Here is a 16,288-nt window from a genome sequence, read left to right as displayed (position 1 = left end):
TCGTCACGGCGTGCCTGGTGGAGCTCAGCTGTGAAAACGTGGAAAGTGGATGCGTGATGACAGACAGCGGAAATGCCGTGACGCCACCCGTGGGCGGAGCTCTCGCCGATATCGCGAAGAGGATCTCCGAGACCCGCTTCACCCTGCAGACCGACGACGCGGCCGAGGGCCGCCGTCTGCTCGGATCGCTCTCGGCTGAGATGACCGACTTCATCCTCCCGCGGATCAACCGCGCTCCCGCACCGTTCCTCATCGCCGTCGGCGGGTCCACCGGGGCCGGCAAATCGACACTCGTCAACTCGCTCATCGGGCGCGCGGTCAGCCCCGCCGGAGTGCGCCGTCCGACGACGGCGAACCCGATCGTCATCCACAACCCCGCCGACGCGAAGCACTTCGAGGCCCAGACCTTCCTCGCGGACCTGCCGCGCAGCACCGACCCGGCCTCGCCGACCCCGGCGCTCGTCCTCATCCCCGATGCCGACATCGCGCCGGGCACCGCGATCCTCGACTGCCCCGACATCGACTCGATCGCCGAGGCGAACCGGGATCTCGCCCGCCGCATCCTCATGTGCGCGGACCTCTGGCTCTTCGTCACCACGGCCAACCGCTACGCCGACGCCGCGCCGTGGACCCTGCTGCGCGATGCGGCGCAGCGGAGCACCTCGGTGGCCATCGTCCTCGACCGGGTGCCGCCGGAGGCGAACCGCGAAGTCCGCCACCACCTCTCCCATCTCCTCTCCGAGGCGGGACTCGCCCAGTCGCCGATCTTCTCCGTCGCCGAGCTCCCGCTCGAGGACGGGCTGCTCCCGCACACGGCCGTCTACCCGATCCGCTCGTGGATCCAGGAGGTCAGCTCGGAAGCCGAATCCCGGAACCGGATCCGGCGGCGCACCCTGACCGGGTCGATCGCCGCGCTCCCGGCCCGCGTCGACACCCTCGCCTCCTGCGCCGAGTCCCAGGAGGAGGCGCACGCCCAGCTCGCCCGCATCGTCGACGAGCGCTTCCGCGCCGCCCACGACGGGCTTTCCACAGTCGTCTCCGACGGCCGGATCCTCCAGGGGGCGGTCAACGCCCGATGGCAGGACTTCGTCGGCACCGGACAGCTCTTCCGCGGTCTCGAACCGACGATGGCCCGCATGCGCGACCGGATCTCCGCCGCCGTGACGGGCAAGCACGATGCCGCCTCGCCTCTGCACATCGCGATCCTGCGCAGTGCCGCGATCTCCCTGCGCGAAGCCGCCGTCGACGTCGTCGACGGGGTCGTCGACGACTGGGGCCGCACCCCGGCCGGTGCCGCTCTCGTCGAATCCGATCCTGGCCTGCGCGCCCCGACGAGCGAACTCGAGGACCGGGTCAAGGAGGCGGTGAGCGGCTGGTCGAACGAGGTCAACGCCCTCGTCCGCGACATCGGTCAGGGGAAGAAGTCGAAGGCGCGGATCCTCTCCTTCGGCGTCAACGGCGTGTGCGCGGTCCTCGAATATGCGACCTTCTGGGACCCCCAGCACGCCCGGGCCGCGGACGCGCAGGCCGCCGGTCCCGGGGTCGCCCTCAACCTTGCGGGAACGATCTTCGGCGAACAGGAGGCCGTCAGCCTCATCGCCTCGATCAGGGACCGCTTCCTCACCGCGGCCGCCGGCATCGTCGGCGACTGCCGCGTCCCATTCGACAGCGCACTACGACTGACAGCGGTGCCCACGCGGCAGTCCGGAGCCCTCCGGACCGCCGGTGCCCGCCTCGAGGAGGCATTGTGAACGATTCGGCACAGTCCGAGATCCGCCGGCTGGCCGAGGGCATCCGCCACTCGCTCGCGCTCGACCCCGACAAGGTCAGCCCCGACGTCCGCGCCGACGCCCAGAGCCTGCTCGAGCGCGCCGACGATCGCCTCGACCTCGGCGAGGACTTCACCGTCGTCGCCTTCGCCGGCTCGACGGGGTCGGGCAAGTCCTCGCTCTTCAACGCCGTCGCCGGCCTCGACATCGCCCGGGTCGGCGTCCGCCGTCCCACGACCTCCCGTCCCACCGCGTGCGTCTGGGGAGAAGGCGGCCGGGAGATCCTCGACTGGCTCAAGGTGCCCGAGCGCAGCCGCACGTGGCGTGAGTCCGCGCTCGACGGCGACGACCAGCGCCGCCTCCACGGGCTCATCCTCCTCGACCTGCCCGACCACGACTCGACGGCCGTCGAGCACCGCGTCGAATCCGACCGCCTCGTCGGGCTCGTCGACGTCGTGTTCTGGGTCGTCGACCCGCAGAAGTACGCGGACTTCTCCCTCCACTCGGAGTACCTGACGAAGCTCGCGGAGAACAGCTCGAACATGGTCGTCGTGCTCAACCAGGTCGACAAGCTCAGCCCCGAGGAGCAGAAGGCCGCCGCCGATCATCTCCGGCAGCTGCTTGCCGAGGACGGACTCACCGACACCGAGGTGCGGCTGTCCTCGGCCGTGACCCGCGAGGGCATCCCGCAGCTGCGGTCGATCCTCGCCGACACCCTCGACTCGAAGCAGGCCGCGGCCGAACGGCTGCTGGCCGACATGCAGGCGATGGCCCGGCGGATCAAGGCCGAGCTCGGCGACCCGGTCGCCACCCCGGACGAGCTGCCGGGTGCCTCCCATCTCGTCGAGACGATGTCCGAGGCCGCCGGTGTCGAGGCCGTCGCGCAGACCGTTCACGACGACTACATCCGCCGCGCCTACAAGCGCACCGGGTACCCGCTGCTCGCGTGGATGCAGCGCAACGCCCCCGACCCGCTCGGGGCCAAGCACGGGCTGACCCGCGATGAGCTCATCCGCGCCTCGGTGCCGGCGACGAGCAAGACGCAGAGCTCGCAGGTCCGGCTCATGGCCCACGACCTCATCACCGAATCCGTCTCGACGCTGCCGCGTCCGTGGCAGACTGCCGCCGCCGAGGCGGAGAAGCAGAGCACGAACCAGCTCGCCGACACCCTCGACTCGGCCGTCACGGCTGTGGACATCGAGCGTCGCACCCCCGGCTGGTGGTCGTTCGCCGGCTTCCTCCAGATCGTCTTCTTCGTCGCCACCGTCATCGGTCTCCTCGGCCTCATCGTCGTCGCGGCCCTGACGTTCGCCGTTCCCGGAGCCCTCCCCGGGTGGACGTGGGCCGTCGTCATCGGCCTCCTCGTCGTCGGGATCCTCGGCTCGGTCATCACCTCGGTGATCGCCCGCAACGCGCGGAACAAAGGGGCAGACGAAGCCGCCGAGGCGGTCGACCGCGACCTGCGCACCGCCGTCGCCCAGGCCGCGCAGAGCTCCTATCTGCAGCCGGTCAACGCGGTCATCGCCGAGCACCGCGACGCGTACGAGAGACTCGCCTGAGACTCGAGCTCACTGGCGGCACGACTCGCGTGCAGATGCCCTGTGGACGGCCACGCGCTGTCCACAGGGCATCGTCGCCCTCTCGACAGAACGGGGCAGCGCGCGCTTCGCTGGAACACCCACGGCGGGAATCGAGGGAGACTGCGCCGACGAGGCAGCAGACCCCCGATCGGGTCTCGCCGACCGTGCGAAGAGAAGCGAGGAAGCAATGTCGACCATCCCCATCAACGTCTGCGGCACCGTCGCGACCGTCCCGAATCTGAGGACTCTGCCCACCGGACGCCCCTGTGCGTCATTCCGGCTCGCCGTCAACCACTGGAAGCTCGACAAATCGACCGGCGAATTCGCCGAGGACGGCACCTCGTGGTTCGGCGTCGACTGCTACGGCACCCTGGCCAGCAACGTCGGCACGTCGGTCGAGCAGGGCACGACGGTGCTCGTCCAAGGACACCTGCGCAATCGCGAGTGGGCCAGCGGAGAGCGGTCCGGGATCGCACCGACGGTCATCGCCGATCACATCGGCCCCGACCTGCGCTTCGGCACGGCGCACTATCGGAAGTCGGCGACGACGCGACCGCGGCCGGCCGAGCCGGCCGGAGACGCGCAGGGAAGCTCCGGGTGGGGTAGACTCCCGGAGCCCGGCGAGGCCCCGCGCGCTGCGACGGCCGACCCGTCCGGCCCCGGTGCCGGCGGGGAGGGATCCGGACCCGACGTCGTGGGGGAGGGATCCGACTTCGCGGGGTCGGACGGCGACCGGGCCGCCGGGGCCGGCGGCTGGTCGCCTGCCGCGGTGTCGTCCGACACGGCGCCGTCCGACACAGCGCACGGACAGGCCGCGGAGACCGACGGGTACGCGGACGGCGAGGACACCGACCCCGATGACACCGCACCCGATGAGACCGGCGAGGACACCGACACCCGCCCAGGCGACGGGCAAGGGAGGGATCCCGCGATCGCCGAGGCGACGGCGGCCGCCGCGGCACCGTTCTGACCGTCCGGGGCCGGCTGGAGAGCAGGGCCGGCATCGTCTGCGCGGTCTGACAGTGTCATCGGCTAGAGTGAGAACGTTCGTCGTCGTCCTCCCCAAGGTGATCCATGCGTGTCGTTCCCCTCCTGGGTGTCGCAGCCCTGACCATCGCCCTGTCCGGCTGCTCCCTGCTCGGACTCGACGACAATGCGGAACCGGCGCCGGCGACGACGTCGGCGAAGCCCGAGGCCGAAGTCGACAAGGTCATCAAGGCGGTCGAACCGCTGACCGGTGACTCCGAATCAGTGCCGTCGACGAAGAAGTTCTTCGACACGATGATCGACGCCGGATACAAGCCCGAGCAGCTCGAGGCCACCCTCGACGAATCGCCGCTGGGCAACGAAGTGCCCTCGAAGGTCTTCGGGGTGAAGACGGAGAAGGGCTGCGTCGTCGGGGAGATCCGCGCCGGCAAGGCCACCGCCGAGCTCATGCCCCCCTCGGAATCGACCGGAGCGTGCCTGCTCGGCAAGGTCGACCGACCCGAAGGCGTCGAGGCGCCCAAGGGGGAGATGCGCGATGAGGACGGCGACGACAACGGTGCCGGTCACCTCCCGGGTGAGAACATCACCGGTGACGACGCGGAGACCCCGAGCCCGGACAGCTCCTCGGGCTCGAGCGACTCCTCGGGTTCGTCGGGCTCCGGAGGCTCGTCGTCGAGCGGTTCGTCCTCGAGCGGCTCGTCGGATTCGAGCGGGTCGTCGTCGGGCTCCGGCAGCGGTTCGGAGGGCTCGTCGAGCTCGGACGGACCGTCGCTGGGCGGAGGCTGATGCGTTTGGCGCGGAGGCGCGCCAACCGATAATCTGGGGCCACTATGGCCGAATTCATTTACACCATGCACAAGGCGCGCAAGGCGCACGGTGACAAAGTCATTCTCGACGACGTGTCGATGTCCTTCTACCCGGGGGCGAAGATCGGCATGGTCGGCCCCAACGGCGCCGGCAAGTCGACGATCCTCAAGATCATGGCCGGCCTCGAACAGCCGTCGAACGGCGAAGCCCGGCTCAGCCCCGGCTACACGGTGGGCATCCTCATGCAGGAGCCCCCGCTCAACGAGAACAAGACCGTGCTCGGCAACGTCGAAGAGGGCGTCGCCGAGATCAAGGCGAAGCTCGACCGCTACAACGAGATCTCCGAGGAGATGGCGAACCCCGACGCGGACTTCGACGCCCTCATGGAGGAGATGGGCAAGCTGCAGGAGGCCATCGACGCAGCCGATGCGTGGGACCTCGACTCGCAGCTCGAACAGGCCATGGACGCGCTGCGCTGCCCGCCGCCCGACGCCGACGTCAGCGTCCTCTCCGGCGGTGAGCGCCGCCGCGTGGCGCTGTGCAAGCTCCTGCTGGAGAAGCCCGACCTGCTCCTCCTCGACGAGCCGACGAACCACCTCGACGCCGAATCCGTGCTCTGGCTCGAGCAGCACCTCAAGTCCTACCCCGGCGCCGTCATCGCCATCACCCACGACCGGTACTTCCTCGACCACGTCGCCGAATGGATCGCCGAGGTCGACCGCGGTCACCTCTACCCCTACGAGGGCAACTACTCGACCTACCTCGAGAAGAAGCGCGAGCGTCTGCAGGTCCAGGGCAAGAAGGACGCGAAGCTCGCCAAGCGCCTCAAGGACGAACTCGAATGGGTGCGGTCGAACCCGAAGGCCAAGCAGACGAAGTCGAAGGCCCGTCTCGCCCGCTACGAGGAGATGGCCGCTGAGGCCGAGAAGACGCGGAAGCTCGACTTCGAAGAGATCCAGATCCCGGCCGGCCCCCGCCTCGGCGACATCGTCATCGAAGCGAAGGACCTCGAGAAGGGCTTCGACGGCCGCCTGCTCATCGACGGACTGAGCTTCTCGCTGCCGCGCAACGGCATCGTCGGCGTCATCGGCCCCAACGGCGTCGGCAAGTCGACGCTGTTCAAGACGATCGTCGGCCTCGAAGAGCTCGACAACGGCAACCTCAAGGTCGGCGAGACCGTGAAGATCTCCTACGTCGACCAGTCCCGCGGGGGCATCGATCCGGAGAAGTCGCTGTGGGAGGTCGTCTCCGACGGACTCGACTTCATCCAGGTCGGCGCCGTCGAGATGCCCTCGCGCGCCTACGTCTCCGCGTTCGGCTTCAAGGGTCCCGACCAGCAGAAGAAGGCCGGAGTGCTCTCCGGTGGTGAGCGCAACCGCCTCAACCTCGCGCTCACGCTCAAGCAGGGCGGCAACCTGCTCCTCCTCGACGAGCCGACGAACGACCTCGACGTCGAGACCCTGGGATCGCTCGAGAACGCGCTGCTCGAGTTCCCCGGCTGCGCCGTCGTCGTCTCCCACGACCGCTGGTTCCTCGACCGCGTCGCCACGCATATCCTCGCGTGGGAGGGCAACGACGAGGACCCGGCTCAGTGGTACTGGTTCGAGGGCAACTTCGAAGCGTACGAGAAGAACAAGGTCGAGCGCCTCGGCGAGGATGCGGCCCGCCCGCACCGCGTCACCCATCGTCGCCTCACCCGCGACTGACGGACTCAGCACACGAGGGCCCCGGCATCATGCCGGGGCCCTCGTGCGTGGGCGGCGGTCTATGAGCGCGGGCCGGCTCCGGGTTCGAAGCGGTCGAAGAGCTTCCGCCACAGGCGGTGGAAGAGCGTGAGCAGCCAGCGGACGACGAACGTGGCGAGGATGCCGAGGACGAGCGCGATGATCGCGACGAGTCCGATGTGGAGATCCGTGCGATCCCGGAGGATGAGCAGCGCGATCGACGTGAGCACGAGGCACAGGGCGACGTTGACGAGGCGACTGAGGATCGAGGCGAGGATCTCGATCATCGCGGTCTTGTCATCGCTCACGGCATGTCCTTGACGCGGACCATGCCCTCCTGCGCGACGGTGGCGAGGAGCTCGCCGTCGCGGGAGAAGATCCGCCCGTAGCCGAGACCGCGACCGCCGCGGGCCGCCGGCGATTCCTGGACGTAGAGCATCCAGTCGTCGACGTGGACGCGCCGATGCCACCACATCGCATGGTCGAGGCTCGCGACCCGCAGGCCGGGGGTGGCCCAAGTGAGGTCGTGCTTGCGCAGCACCGGTTCGAGGAGGTTGAAGTCGCTGGCATAGGCCAGCGCCGCCGCATTGAGCACGGGGTCGTCGCCGAAGTGCGCGCTCGCGCGGAACCACACGTGCTGCTCGGGCAGCTCCGTGTCGATGTCCCCGGCACCGGGAACCCCGAAGGGCTCGACGGGACGGATGTCGAAGGGGCGCCGATTGAACCATTCGGTGACGCGCAGGGAATCGTCGGCGGCGAGCAGCTCCCGCAGATCGGGGCTGTCCTCGGGGCCCGGGATTCCCGTGGGCATCGGCTCGGAGTGCTCGAATCCCGGCTGCTCGTCCTGGAACGAGGCGATGAGCGAGAGGATCGGCACGTCCTTCTGATAGGCGTGGACGCGTCGAGCGGAGAAGGACCGGCCGTCGCGGAGGCGTTCGACCCCGAACTCGATGGGTTCGGCGACGTCGCCGGCCCGCAGGAAATAGCCGTGCAGCGAGTGGATGAGGCGGTCGGCGGGCAGGGTCGCGGCGGCCGCGACGATGCACTGCGCGAGCACCTGACCGCCGAAGACGCGGCCGTCGGGCTTGTACTGGCTCGGCCCGACGAAATGATCCGACTCCCGCCTCGACTCGTCCACGGCGACCTTCCTCAACTCGAGGAGTTCGTGCAGACGGGCGACATTCGCCTCGGCGAGGGTCGGTTCGGTTTCGCTCACATGGGCCTCCGGAAGGACAGGGTCGGACATCGTCTCGATCCTACCCGGGCACCGTGCGACCTGCGAGGAGACGCATCGCACGACCGCCGGCAACAGGGCAGTTCGAGCGGGCACGCGGGTGATCCGGTCCGGTGAGCCACCTGCGGCGGGATGAGTCGCCCGGGCACAGGCCGGGGTCTGCGGGATGGCATCATGGGATCATGCACTCAGGCGCCACGAACCCCCTTCTCGACGAATTCACCCGAGTCCTCCTCGAACTGAGATGGGGTGACATGGACGCCTACGGACACGTCAACAACGTCGTCCAGCTCCGGCTCCTCGAAGAGGCCCGCGTCCGGGCGCTGGGATCCCCGACGCAGAGCCGCGACGCCGCCGTCGGGCCGGGGGAGTACGGCGCCGCCGAGGTGGTCTCCGGTCTTCCGATGCCCGAGGTCTTCGGGGCCGCCTCGGCGACGACCGAACTCCTCGTCGCCTCGCACGCCATCGAATACCGCGCCCCGATCAGCTACCGTCCCGGACCGATCGCCGTCGATCTCGTCATCAGCGAGGTGCGGCCCGCCTCGGTGACGATCAGCTACGTCATCGTCGAGCCCGACGGCTCCCTCGTCTACACGGTCTCCGAGACCGTCATCGCCTTCGTCGACCAGGCCAGCGGTCGTCCGCGGCGCCTGAGCGAGGAGGAGATCGTCGCCCTCGAGTCGGTCGTGCGCGCCCCCGCGCGGATGCGGAGCCTGCGCCGATGACGACCCTCGAGATCGCCGATGAGAAGGCCCTGTCCGACCTTGCCGCGTTCACCTCGCTGGCGCACCGACTCGATCCCGACGGGGCGATGCGCCTGCAGGTCGCCTCGGAGGTCCTCGTCCTCACCGTCGCTCCGCTCTTCCCGCACGGGATCGGCGATTCGACCCCGCTCGTGCTCGCGATGCGGATGCAGCGGCTCGATTCCCCCGAACTCGACGGCCTCGACGAGGTCGTCCCGCTCGCCGCGCTGACCGACCGCTTCGCCCGCGCGGAGAACGGCACGAGCCTCCCGCTGCCGCCGACGTCGATGCTCGTCTCCTGGGCCGGCATCGCCCCACCTCGGGGACCGTGGGAGCAGACGGACACGATCGCCCCGACCGCCCTTATCGCCGGCGCCGAGGCGGGGATCGCCGAGGTCGCCGACGGCACTCCCGACGGGGCGGGCTCGCACGCGGTCAAAGCGCTCCGGGCACGGGTGTGGGCGGCCCCGCTGACGGGCGACCACGGGACGACGCTGCCGGCGGGCCTCGCCTTCGCCGCCGCAGGCCTCCGCTTCCTCCCGCCAGCGGCGAACGCCGCCTGCCCGGTCATGGAATCCGCGGGCTGGCTGCGCGTCGTCACCCCCGGCGGCCACCTCCTCACCCGGAAGGCCGCCTGAGGCAGACGGCAGGGGGCGGCACGAACATGCTAGGGCTCACCCTGATTCGCAGGGCTCTGGTCCTGACATGAGCCCTGCATACCACGGTGAGCCGCAGATGCCGGTGTGCGCAGAACAGAACGCGCATCGACGTAGTTCGCAGCCTCAGGCTCCGGTGCTGTTCGTATTCACCATCGCGGTGGCGGCGCGCTGGAAGTAGTCCCAGAACACCTCGTCGTAGAGGGGCGGCAGGTCGATTTCGTCAAGCGCCCCGCGCATCGCCCGCAGCCACCGATCCCGAGCGTCGAAGTCGACGGGGAACGGGAAGTGGCGCATCCGCAGACGCGGGTGGCCCCGCTCCTCCTGATACGTCGTCGGCCCGCCGAAGTACTGCTCGAGGAACATCTGGAGCCGATGCTTGGCTCCGGTGAGGTCGTGGCCCTCCGGGTACATGCTGATGAGCGGTTCGTCGGCGGCGACATTGGCGTAGAACGCGTCGACGAGCCGGGTGAACGTCGGGTGGCCGCCGACCGCGTCGAAGATCGTCTCTGAGCTCATCGCTTCCTTCCCTCGGGATTCCCGCTGCCCTTGTGTCCGACACCCGACCGGCTGCCCGTCGAGCGACCGCCCGGCGCGCGACTGCCGGAGGCCCGACCGGTCGCCGGGGACTTGCCCGAGCCGCCGGTCGACGCGGACTCGCGGTCGTGGTCCTCGGAGTCGTCCTCGGTTTCGTTCGTCGACTTGATCTTCGCCGCCTCGGTGGGGTCGGGCAGCGTGCGGAAGACCGTCTCCTGCGTGATCGGGATGTGGATGCCGTACTTGTCCATCTGGCGCTTGAGCTCGGCACGGAAGGCGCGCGCGACCTTCCACTGCTGGTTCGGCTTCGTCTTGAGCACCGTGCGGATGACCTGCGACTGCGCCGACAGGGACTCGACACCCCAGATCTCGGGCTGCTCGAGGATCGCATCGGCGATCTCCGGGTCCTCCTCGATGACCTTCGTCGTATCGGCGATGACCTTCGAATACGTCGCCACCGAGGTGTTGTAGGCGACGGGGATGTCGAGGACGGCGCGGGCCCAGCCCTGCGACTGGTTGCCGACGCGGAGGATCTCGCCGTTGCGCACATGCCACAGCGTCCCGTCGAGGCCGCGGACCTGGGTGGTGCGCAGGCCGACGTCCTCGACGGTGCCGATCGCCTCGCCGAGGTCGACGGAGTCGCCGATCCCGTACTGGTCCTCGATGACCATGAAGAAGCCCGACAGGTAGTCCTTGACGAGCGCCTGGGCCCCGAAGCCGATCGCGACACCCGCGATACCCGCCGAGGCGAGGATCGGGCCGACGTTGAAGTTGAGCTCGGAGAGGACGATGAGGCTCGCGACGACGGCGATGACGATCGAGGTCACCGAGGAGAGCATCCGTCCCACCGTCTGCGCGCGCTGGGCGCGCCGCTCCCTGATCGTCGCCTGGTCGATGCCGGTGAACTGCGACTCCATCGCCGAGGTGGAGAACCGCGACGTCGCCTTCGAGCTGCCGACGGTGCCCTTCGCCACGCCTGCGGCGAAGCGGCGGATGACGATGCGCATGAGGAAGTTGATGATGAGCGCACCGACGATGATGATGGTGACCCGCAGCGGGACGTCGAGGAGGAACGCCCAATCGATCTGCGAGGCGGCGAGCAGAGTGGTCTCGAGAGAATCAGAAGTCATGATGCCCTCGAGCCTAGCGAGCGATCTTGGACGGGTCCTCAACCATGCTGGACGTCTCCTGAGCCGTCAGCGCCCGCTGCGCGTCGGCGAGGTTCTCCCGCATCAGTCGCAGCAGTCCCTTCGGGGCCGCCGGATGATCGGTCAGCCACGTCGTCGCCTGGGCCACGGTGTGGGCGGTGGCCGGCGGGAAGAGCTTGAGCGTCATCGTCTGCGCCATCTCGAGCGTCCGGGTCTCCCACCAGCCCGAGACCCGCTGGAAGTACTCGGTGGCGAAGTCGAGGAGGGGCGGTTCGGCGGCGATGAGCTCACCGGTGTCGGTCTGCAGTCCCATCGCGAACCCGGTGGCCAGGGCCCCGAGCTCCGAGTTCGGCAGGTCGACCTCGTCGATCATCCGGGTGAAGGCCTGCGACTTCGCCGCCGAGGTGGCCCTGGCGGCCCGTGCGGTCGCGGCCTGCCGCTGTCCGGTGGCGCTGGGATCCTCGGCGGCCATGTCCGCGATCGCGGACTCGGCGATCGCATCGTGGTTCGACAGCGCGATGAGCAGCTCCCATTTGAGGTCCGTGTCGATCGTGATGCCGCCGACCTCGGCGGCGTCGAGCCACTGCCGCAGCTGGTCGATCTGCGCCGAAGATTCGGCATGCCGGATGACTCCGCGGAGGAACTGGAACGCCTGATCCGATCCGGCCGGGGCTGATGCGAAGAGCTCGCCGAGGCGGTCGGCGACGCGGGTGTGCGCTTGTGCCCGCTCGGCCGGGGGCAGGTAGGCCCCGACGGCCGTCTCGAGCTGGCGCAACTGCGTGAGCAGACCGGAGGAGTGGGTGATCGCCCCGAGGTGGTTGAGCAGGGTCTCGATGTAGACGCCGGCCGGCAGCTCGCCGTCGCGCACGGAGTCCCACAGGGTGCTGAGCACGAGCAGCTGGGTGAGGGAATCGTCGAAGTCGCTCAGGCGCGCCGCCGCGACCCGCATGCTCTCGGGATCGAAGCGGACCTTCGCATAGGTGAGGTCGGCGTCGTTGACGACGATGACGTCGGGCTTGGGCAGTCCCACGGCCTCGGGCACGTCCGCCTCGGCGGAGTCGAGATCGAGCGGAAGGGCATGTGTGCGCACGAGCCGGCCCTCCGCGTTCTCGGAGTAGAAGCCGATCGCGAGGCGATGCGGACGCAGGGACGGCACCGGCTGCCCTTCGATGATCCACGGCTTCTGCGTCACCCGCAGCCGCGTGACCACCTCGGCGGGGGAGGAGTCCGATTCCTGGGCGGTGTCGGCCGGCGCGGTCTCGACGCTCGCCTCGATGAGGTTGACGCCGGATTCCTCGAGCCACAGCTTCGACCAGGTCGCGAGGTCGCGTCCGCTCGTCGCCTCGAGCTCGCGCAGCAGGTCGGACAGTTCCGTGTTCGCCCACGCATGCTTCTCGAAGTACTGGGCGAGGCCGGCGAAGAACTCGGCTCGGCCGACCCAGGCGACGAGCTGCTTGAGCACGGAGGCGCCCTTGGCGTAGGTGATGCCGTCGAAGTTGACCTCGACGTCGGCGAGGTCCTCGATGGGGGCGACGATCGGGTGCGTGCTCGGCAGCTGATCCTGCCGGTAGGCCCACGACTTCTCGATCGTCGCGAACGTCGTCCACGCCTCGGTGTACTTCGTCGCCTCGGCGGTTGCGAGCGTCGACATGAACTCGGCGAAGGACTCGTTGAGCCACAGGTCGTTCCACCACTTCATCGTCACGAGATCGCCGAACCACATGTGTGCGAGCTCGTGGAGGACGGTGACGGTGCGGCGCTCGACGAGGGCCTCGGTGGGACGGGAGCGGAAGATGTAGTTCTCGAGGATCGTCACGGCCCCGGCGTTCTCCATCGCCCCGGCGTTGAACTCGGGGACGAAGAGCTGATCGTACTTCTCGAACGGGTAGGGCACCCCGAACTCGCGTTCGAAGAACTCGAAGCCGGCGCGGGTGATCCTGAAGAGGGTGTCGGAGTCGAGGTGCTCGAAGAGGGATTCGCGGCAGTAGAGGCCCAGCGGCACCGGCTGGCCGTCGGAGGAGACGAGCTCGGAGTGGACGCTGCGGTAGGGGCCGGCGATGATCGCGGTGATGTAGGAGGAGATCGGGGTCGTCGGGGCGAACTGCCACACGGCCATGCCCTCGGCGGCCTCCTCGCCGAGGTCGGCGAAGGTCTCCGCCGGATCGCCGGGGGTCGGTGTCGGGGAGTTCGAGACGACGGTCCAGTGCTCGGGGGCGACGACGGTGAAGGAGAACGGGGCCTTGAGGTCGGGCTGCTCGAAGACGGGGAAGACGCGGCGGGCGTCGGGCACCTCGAACTGCGAGTAGAGGTAGACCTCGTCATCGATCGGGTCGACGAAGCGGTGGAGGCCCTCACCCGTGTTCATATAGGAGAAATGAGCGTCGATGACGAGCTCGTTCTCCGCCGCGAGTCCCGGCAGGGTGATGCGGGAGGGGGCGACGACCTCGGCGAGTTCGAGGTCGAGGCCGTTGAGCACGATCCTCTCGACGCTCGCGGTGATCGCGTCGATGAAGGTCGTCGCATCCGGATCGGCGGTGAAGCGGATCCGGGACCGCACCCGGAACGAGTCCCCGCGACCGGTGAGGATGAGCGTGTGCTCGTAGCTCGTGACGTCAATGTGGGACGACCGCGAACGTGCTTCGTCGCGGGTGAGGTTGTATTGGGGCACTGTCTGGCGACCTCCGCATCAAGTCATGTGTACTGTCGTCATTCTGTCATGGACGCCGTGCGATCCAGGCGACGAGGACGCGGTGGGCCGGGAGCGCGCGGAGTTGGTAGATTGGCACAGTGACCGGGGCGCTGCTGCGCGCCCCCTGCCGATGAGGAGCGAGAATGAGCAGAGAGACCCTTGACCTGTGGTTCGACACGGCGTGCCCGTGGGCGTGGATGACGTCCCGGTGGGGACTCGAGGTCGCGAAGGTCCGCGACGTCGACGTCCGCTTCCATCCGATGAGCCTCAACATCCTCAACCGCGACAAGGACCTGCCCGAGGACTACCGGGAACTCATCGACCGCACCCTGGGCCCGATGCGCGTCGTCACCGCCGCGATCGCCGAGCACGGCGAGGAGATCGCCGAACCGCTCTACACCGCGATCGGCACCCGCATCCACCCCGGAGGGGAGCAGGACTTCGACAAGGCCGTCGCCGAGGCGCTCGCTGAGCTCGACCTGCCCGCCGAACTCCTCGACTACGCCGAGCGCGACGACTACGACGCGGCGCTGCAGGCCTCCCACGACGAGGCGATGGCCCTCGTCGGCGACGACGTCGGCACCCCGATCTGCCGGGTCGCCGGCACCGCGTTCTTCGGTCCCGTCGTCACCCCGGCCCCGAAGGGCGAGGACGCCGGGCGCCTCTTCGACGGCGTCGTCGCCGTCGCCTCGACGCCGGGCTTCTTCGAACTCAAGCGCACCCGCGACCAGGGTCCGATCTTCGACTGACGCTCAGCCCACTGCACTGTCCGCTGCTCTGTCCACGAGCTGCGAGCTGACCACCCCTGACGAAAGGCACATGATGAAGGTTCACCTCGGCACCGACCACGCCGGGTACGAGTTCAAAGAGGTCCTCAAGGACCACCTCGGCGAGGAGGGCTACGAGGTCGTCGACCACGGCGCGCTCGAGTACGACGCGCTCGACGACTATCCGGCGTTCTGCATCGCCGCGGCTCAGGCCGTCGTCGACGACCGCGCCGCGGGCCTCGACTCGCTGGGCGTCGTCATCGGCGGGTCGGGCAACGGGGAGCAGATGGCGGCCAACCTCGTCACCGGCGCCAGGGCCGCACTGGCGTGGAACCCGGAGATCGCGCAGCTCGCCCGCGAGCACAACGATGCGCAGATCGTCGCCGTCGGCGCCCGCCAGCATTCCGAAGCCGATGCGATCGCCATCGTCGACGCGTTCCTCACCACCCCCTTCTCCGGTGATGAACGCCATTCCCGCCGGATCGGGATCATGGCCGCCTACGAGACCGAGGGACAGGCCGGACTGTGAGGATCCGGGGCGCGGTGCTGCGCGAGATGGAGCGTGCCCGGCCGTATGCGGAGTCGTCTCCGCTCACGGTCGAGGAGCTCGACCTCGACGCGCCGGGCCCCGGGGAGATCCTCATCCGGCTGACCGCGGCCGGAGTGTGCCACTCCGACCTCTCCGTCGTCGACGGGAACCGGCCCCGGCCGCTGCCGATGCTGCTCGGCCATGAGGGCGCGGGCATCGTCGAGGCCCTCGGCGACGGCGTCGACGACCTCGAGATCGGCGACCAGGTCGTCACCGTGTTCCTGCCGCGCTGCGGGGTCTGCCGCAACTGCCTCACCGACGGGAAGCTGCCGTGCATTCCCGGCAGCGCGACGAACGCCGCGGGCACACTGCCCTTCGACGGTCATCGGGTGCGCCTCCACGACGCCTCCGGCGCTGAGGTGCTCCACCACCTCGGCGCGTCGGTCTTCGCCACGCACGCCGTGGTCAACCGCGCCTCCGTCGTGCCCGTCGGCCACGATGTGCCGGCCCCGATCGCCGCGGTCCTCGGGTGCGCGGTGCTCACCGGCGGGGGAGCGGTCCTCAACGCCGGCGCCCCGGGCCCTGACGACGAGGTGATGATCGTCGGCCTCGGCGGGGTCGGGATGGCCGCGCTCATCACGGCGCTGTCGATCGAGACCGCCGGGGTCATCGGCGTCGATGCGAACCCGGACAAGCTCGAGCATGCGCGGAGGCTCGGCGCGGTCGAGGTCTACACCCCCGAGGAGCTCGGAGACCGGACGGCGCCGATCGTCATCGAATGCGTCGGCCATCCCCGCGCCTTCGAAACCGCCTTCACCGCGACCGCCGTGGGCGGAAGCACCGTGACCGTCGGCCTGCCCGCCCCGGACGCCGAGGCCCGCATCACCCCGGTGACGCTGACCGCCGAGGCGCGCACCGTCATCGGGTCCTACCTCGGGTCGGCCGTGCCGGCCCGCGACATCCCGATCTACGCGCAGCTCTGGCGTGAGGGTCGACTGCCCGTCGAGGAGCTCATCTCCGAGACCGTCGCCCTCGACGACATCAACGCAGCCTTCGACGCGCTGGCCGCCGGCACCGTCATCCGTCAGGTCATCGACTTCGAGCGCTGAGGCCGCCCC

15 protein-coding genes are annotated in these 16,288 nt (G+C 69.4%); 10 read left to right on the top strand and 5 right to left on the bottom strand.

The window, feature by feature from the left end:
* The first annotated feature begins 56 nt into the window (after positions 1 to 56).
* From J9315_RS09830 to ettA, 5 genes are all read left to right on the top strand, one after another.
* Positions 57 to 1,751 carry a dynamin family protein gene (locus J9315_RS09830; RefSeq protein ID WP_249120872.1) on the top strand — a complete coding sequence of 565 codons (1,695 nt, stop codon included), beginning with the start codon at positions 57 to 59 and terminating at the stop codon, positions 1,749 to 1,751.
* The gene (locus tag J9315_RS09825) at positions 1,748 to 3,328 is read left to right on the top strand and encodes a GTPase (RefSeq protein ID WP_211977755.1); all 1,581 of its coding nucleotides are present in this window, start codon (positions 1,748 to 1,750) and stop codon (positions 3,326 to 3,328) included. The genes J9315_RS09830 and J9315_RS09825 overlap by 4 nt, the downstream gene beginning before the upstream one ends.
* A gap of 208 nt (positions 3,329 to 3,536) precedes the next feature.
* Positions 3,537 to 4,319: a single-stranded DNA-binding protein gene (locus J9315_RS09820; RefSeq protein WP_211977754.1), complete on the top strand. Its 783-nt coding sequence runs from the start codon at positions 3,537 to 3,539 to the stop codon at positions 4,317 to 4,319.
* Positions 4,320 to 4,423: 104 nt separating this feature from the next.
* Positions 4,424 to 5,122, top strand: a complete 699-nt coding sequence (locus J9315_RS09815) for a hypothetical protein (RefSeq protein ID WP_211977753.1) — start codon at positions 4,424 to 4,426, stop codon at positions 5,120 to 5,122.
* Between the two features lie 44 nt (positions 5,123 to 5,166).
* Positions 5,167 to 6,849: an energy-dependent translational throttle protein EttA gene (gene ettA / locus J9315_RS09810; protein ID WP_137826330.1), complete on the top strand. Its 1,683-nt coding sequence runs from the start codon at positions 5,167 to 5,169 to the stop codon at positions 6,847 to 6,849.
* Between the two features lie 59 nt (positions 6,850 to 6,908).
* Here the strand turns inward: ettA and J9315_RS09805 are convergent, their stop codons facing one another.
* A complete protein-coding gene (locus J9315_RS09805; RefSeq protein WP_198498609.1) occupies positions 6,909 to 7,175 on the bottom strand; it encodes a hypothetical protein in 267 nt (88 codons plus the stop codon).
* A complete protein-coding gene (locus tag J9315_RS09800; RefSeq protein ID WP_198498610.1) occupies positions 7,172 to 8,113 on the bottom strand; it encodes an acyl-CoA thioesterase II in 942 nt (313 codons plus the stop codon). The genes J9315_RS09805 and J9315_RS09800 overlap by 4 nt, the downstream gene beginning before the upstream one ends.
* A gap of 170 nt (positions 8,114 to 8,283) precedes the next feature.
* Between J9315_RS09800 and J9315_RS09795 the strand changes: the two genes are divergently transcribed.
* The gene (locus J9315_RS09795; RefSeq protein ID WP_198498611.1) at positions 8,284 to 8,826 is read left to right on the top strand and encodes a thioesterase family protein; all 543 of its coding nucleotides are present in this window, start codon (positions 8,284 to 8,286) and stop codon (positions 8,824 to 8,826) included.
* Positions 8,823 to 9,482 carry a hypothetical protein gene (locus J9315_RS09790; RefSeq protein ID WP_211977752.1) on the top strand — a complete coding sequence of 220 codons (660 nt, stop codon included), beginning with the start codon at positions 8,823 to 8,825 and terminating at the stop codon, positions 9,480 to 9,482. The genes J9315_RS09795 and J9315_RS09790 overlap by 4 nt, the downstream gene beginning before the upstream one ends.
* 144 nt (positions 9,483 to 9,626) lie before the next feature.
* Here J9315_RS09790 and J9315_RS09785 read toward each other — a convergent pair whose 3' ends face one another.
* Genes J9315_RS09785 through pepN form a run of 3 tightly spaced genes read right to left on the bottom strand, consistent with a single transcriptional unit; the run spans position 9,627 to position 13,853 of the window.
* Positions 9,627 to 10,019 (bottom strand): globin, encoded by a 393-nt coding sequence (locus tag J9315_RS09785; protein ID WP_211977751.1) that lies wholly within the window; start codon positions 10,017 to 10,019, stop codon positions 9,627 to 9,629.
* On the bottom strand, positions 10,016 to 11,167 hold the full coding sequence (locus J9315_RS09780; RefSeq protein ID WP_211977750.1) for a mechanosensitive ion channel family protein: 1,152 nt from the start codon (positions 11,165 to 11,167) through the stop codon (positions 10,016 to 10,018). The genes J9315_RS09785 and J9315_RS09780 overlap by 4 nt, the downstream gene beginning before the upstream one ends.
* A 13-nt stretch (positions 11,168 to 11,180) precedes the next feature.
* Positions 11,181 to 13,853: an aminopeptidase N gene (pepN, locus tag J9315_RS09775; protein WP_211977749.1), complete on the bottom strand. Its 2,673-nt coding sequence runs from the start codon at positions 13,851 to 13,853 to the stop codon at positions 11,181 to 11,183.
* A gap of 164 nt (positions 13,854 to 14,017) precedes the next feature.
* Here pepN and J9315_RS09770 point away from each other — a divergent pair, with 164 nt between their 5' ends.
* From J9315_RS09770 to J9315_RS09760, 3 genes are all read left to right on the top strand, one after another.
* Complete coding sequence (locus J9315_RS09770; RefSeq protein ID WP_198498616.1) at positions 14,018 to 14,623, top strand: disulfide bond formation protein DsbA; 606 nt, start codon at positions 14,018 to 14,020, stop codon at positions 14,621 to 14,623.
* A gap of 73 nt (positions 14,624 to 14,696) precedes the next feature.
* Entirely contained in the window at positions 14,697 to 15,170 is a 474-nt protein-coding gene (locus J9315_RS09765; protein ID WP_198500951.1) for a ribose-5-phosphate isomerase, read from the top strand.
* On the top strand, positions 15,167 to 16,279 hold the full coding sequence (locus J9315_RS09760; protein ID WP_211977748.1) for an alcohol dehydrogenase catalytic domain-containing protein: 1,113 nt from the start codon (positions 15,167 to 15,169) through the stop codon (positions 16,277 to 16,279). The genes J9315_RS09765 and J9315_RS09760 overlap by 4 nt, the downstream gene beginning before the upstream one ends.
* The last annotated feature ends 9 nt before the right edge of the window (positions 16,280 to 16,288 follow it).

The sequence above is a fragment of the Brevibacterium sp. W7.2 genome (genome assembly GCF_018137945.1).
In the GTDB taxonomy this organism is placed as follows: domain Bacteria; phylum Actinomycetota; class Actinomycetes; order Actinomycetales; family Brevibacteriaceae; genus Brevibacterium; species Brevibacterium sanguinis.
The sequence above is the reverse complement of the archived record's forward strand: the minus strand, read 5'-3'. Positions and strand labels throughout refer to the sequence as shown.

Excerpts from the sequence above, each read along its gene's own strand:
- J9315_RS09830 (WP_249120872.1), top strand. The coding sequence starts at position 57 with ATGACAGACAGCGGAAATGCCGTGACGCCACCCGTGGGCGGAGCTCTC.
- J9315_RS09820 (WP_211977754.1), top strand. The coding sequence starts at position 3,537 with ATGTCGACCATCCCCATCAACGTCTGCGGCACCGTCGCGACCGTCCCG.
- J9315_RS09815 (WP_211977753.1), top strand. The coding sequence starts at position 4,424 with ATGCGTGTCGTTCCCCTCCTGGGTGTCGCAGCCCTGACCATCGCCCTG.
- ettA (WP_137826330.1), top strand. The coding sequence starts at position 5,167 with ATGGCCGAATTCATTTACACCATGCACAAGGCGCGCAAGGCGCACGGT.
- J9315_RS09800 (WP_198498610.1), bottom strand. The coding sequence starts at position 8,113 with ATGTCCGACCCTGTCCTTCCGGAGGCCCATGTGAGCGAAACCGAACCG.
- J9315_RS09795 (WP_198498611.1), top strand. The coding sequence starts at position 8,284 with ATGCACTCAGGCGCCACGAACCCCCTTCTCGACGAATTCACCCGAGTC.
- J9315_RS09790 (WP_211977752.1), top strand. The coding sequence starts at position 8,823 with ATGACGACCCTCGAGATCGCCGATGAGAAGGCCCTGTCCGACCTTGCC.
- J9315_RS09785 (WP_211977751.1), bottom strand. The coding sequence starts at position 10,019 with ATGAGCTCAGAGACGATCTTCGACGCGGTCGGCGGCCACCCGACGTTC.
- J9315_RS09780 (WP_211977750.1), bottom strand. The coding sequence starts at position 11,167 with ATGACTTCTGATTCTCTCGAGACCACTCTGCTCGCCGCCTCGCAGATC.
- J9315_RS09770 (WP_198498616.1), top strand. The coding sequence starts at position 14,018 with ATGAGCAGAGAGACCCTTGACCTGTGGTTCGACACGGCGTGCCCGTGG.
- J9315_RS09765 (WP_198500951.1), top strand. The coding sequence starts at position 14,697 with ATGAAGGTTCACCTCGGCACCGACCACGCCGGGTACGAGTTCAAAGAG.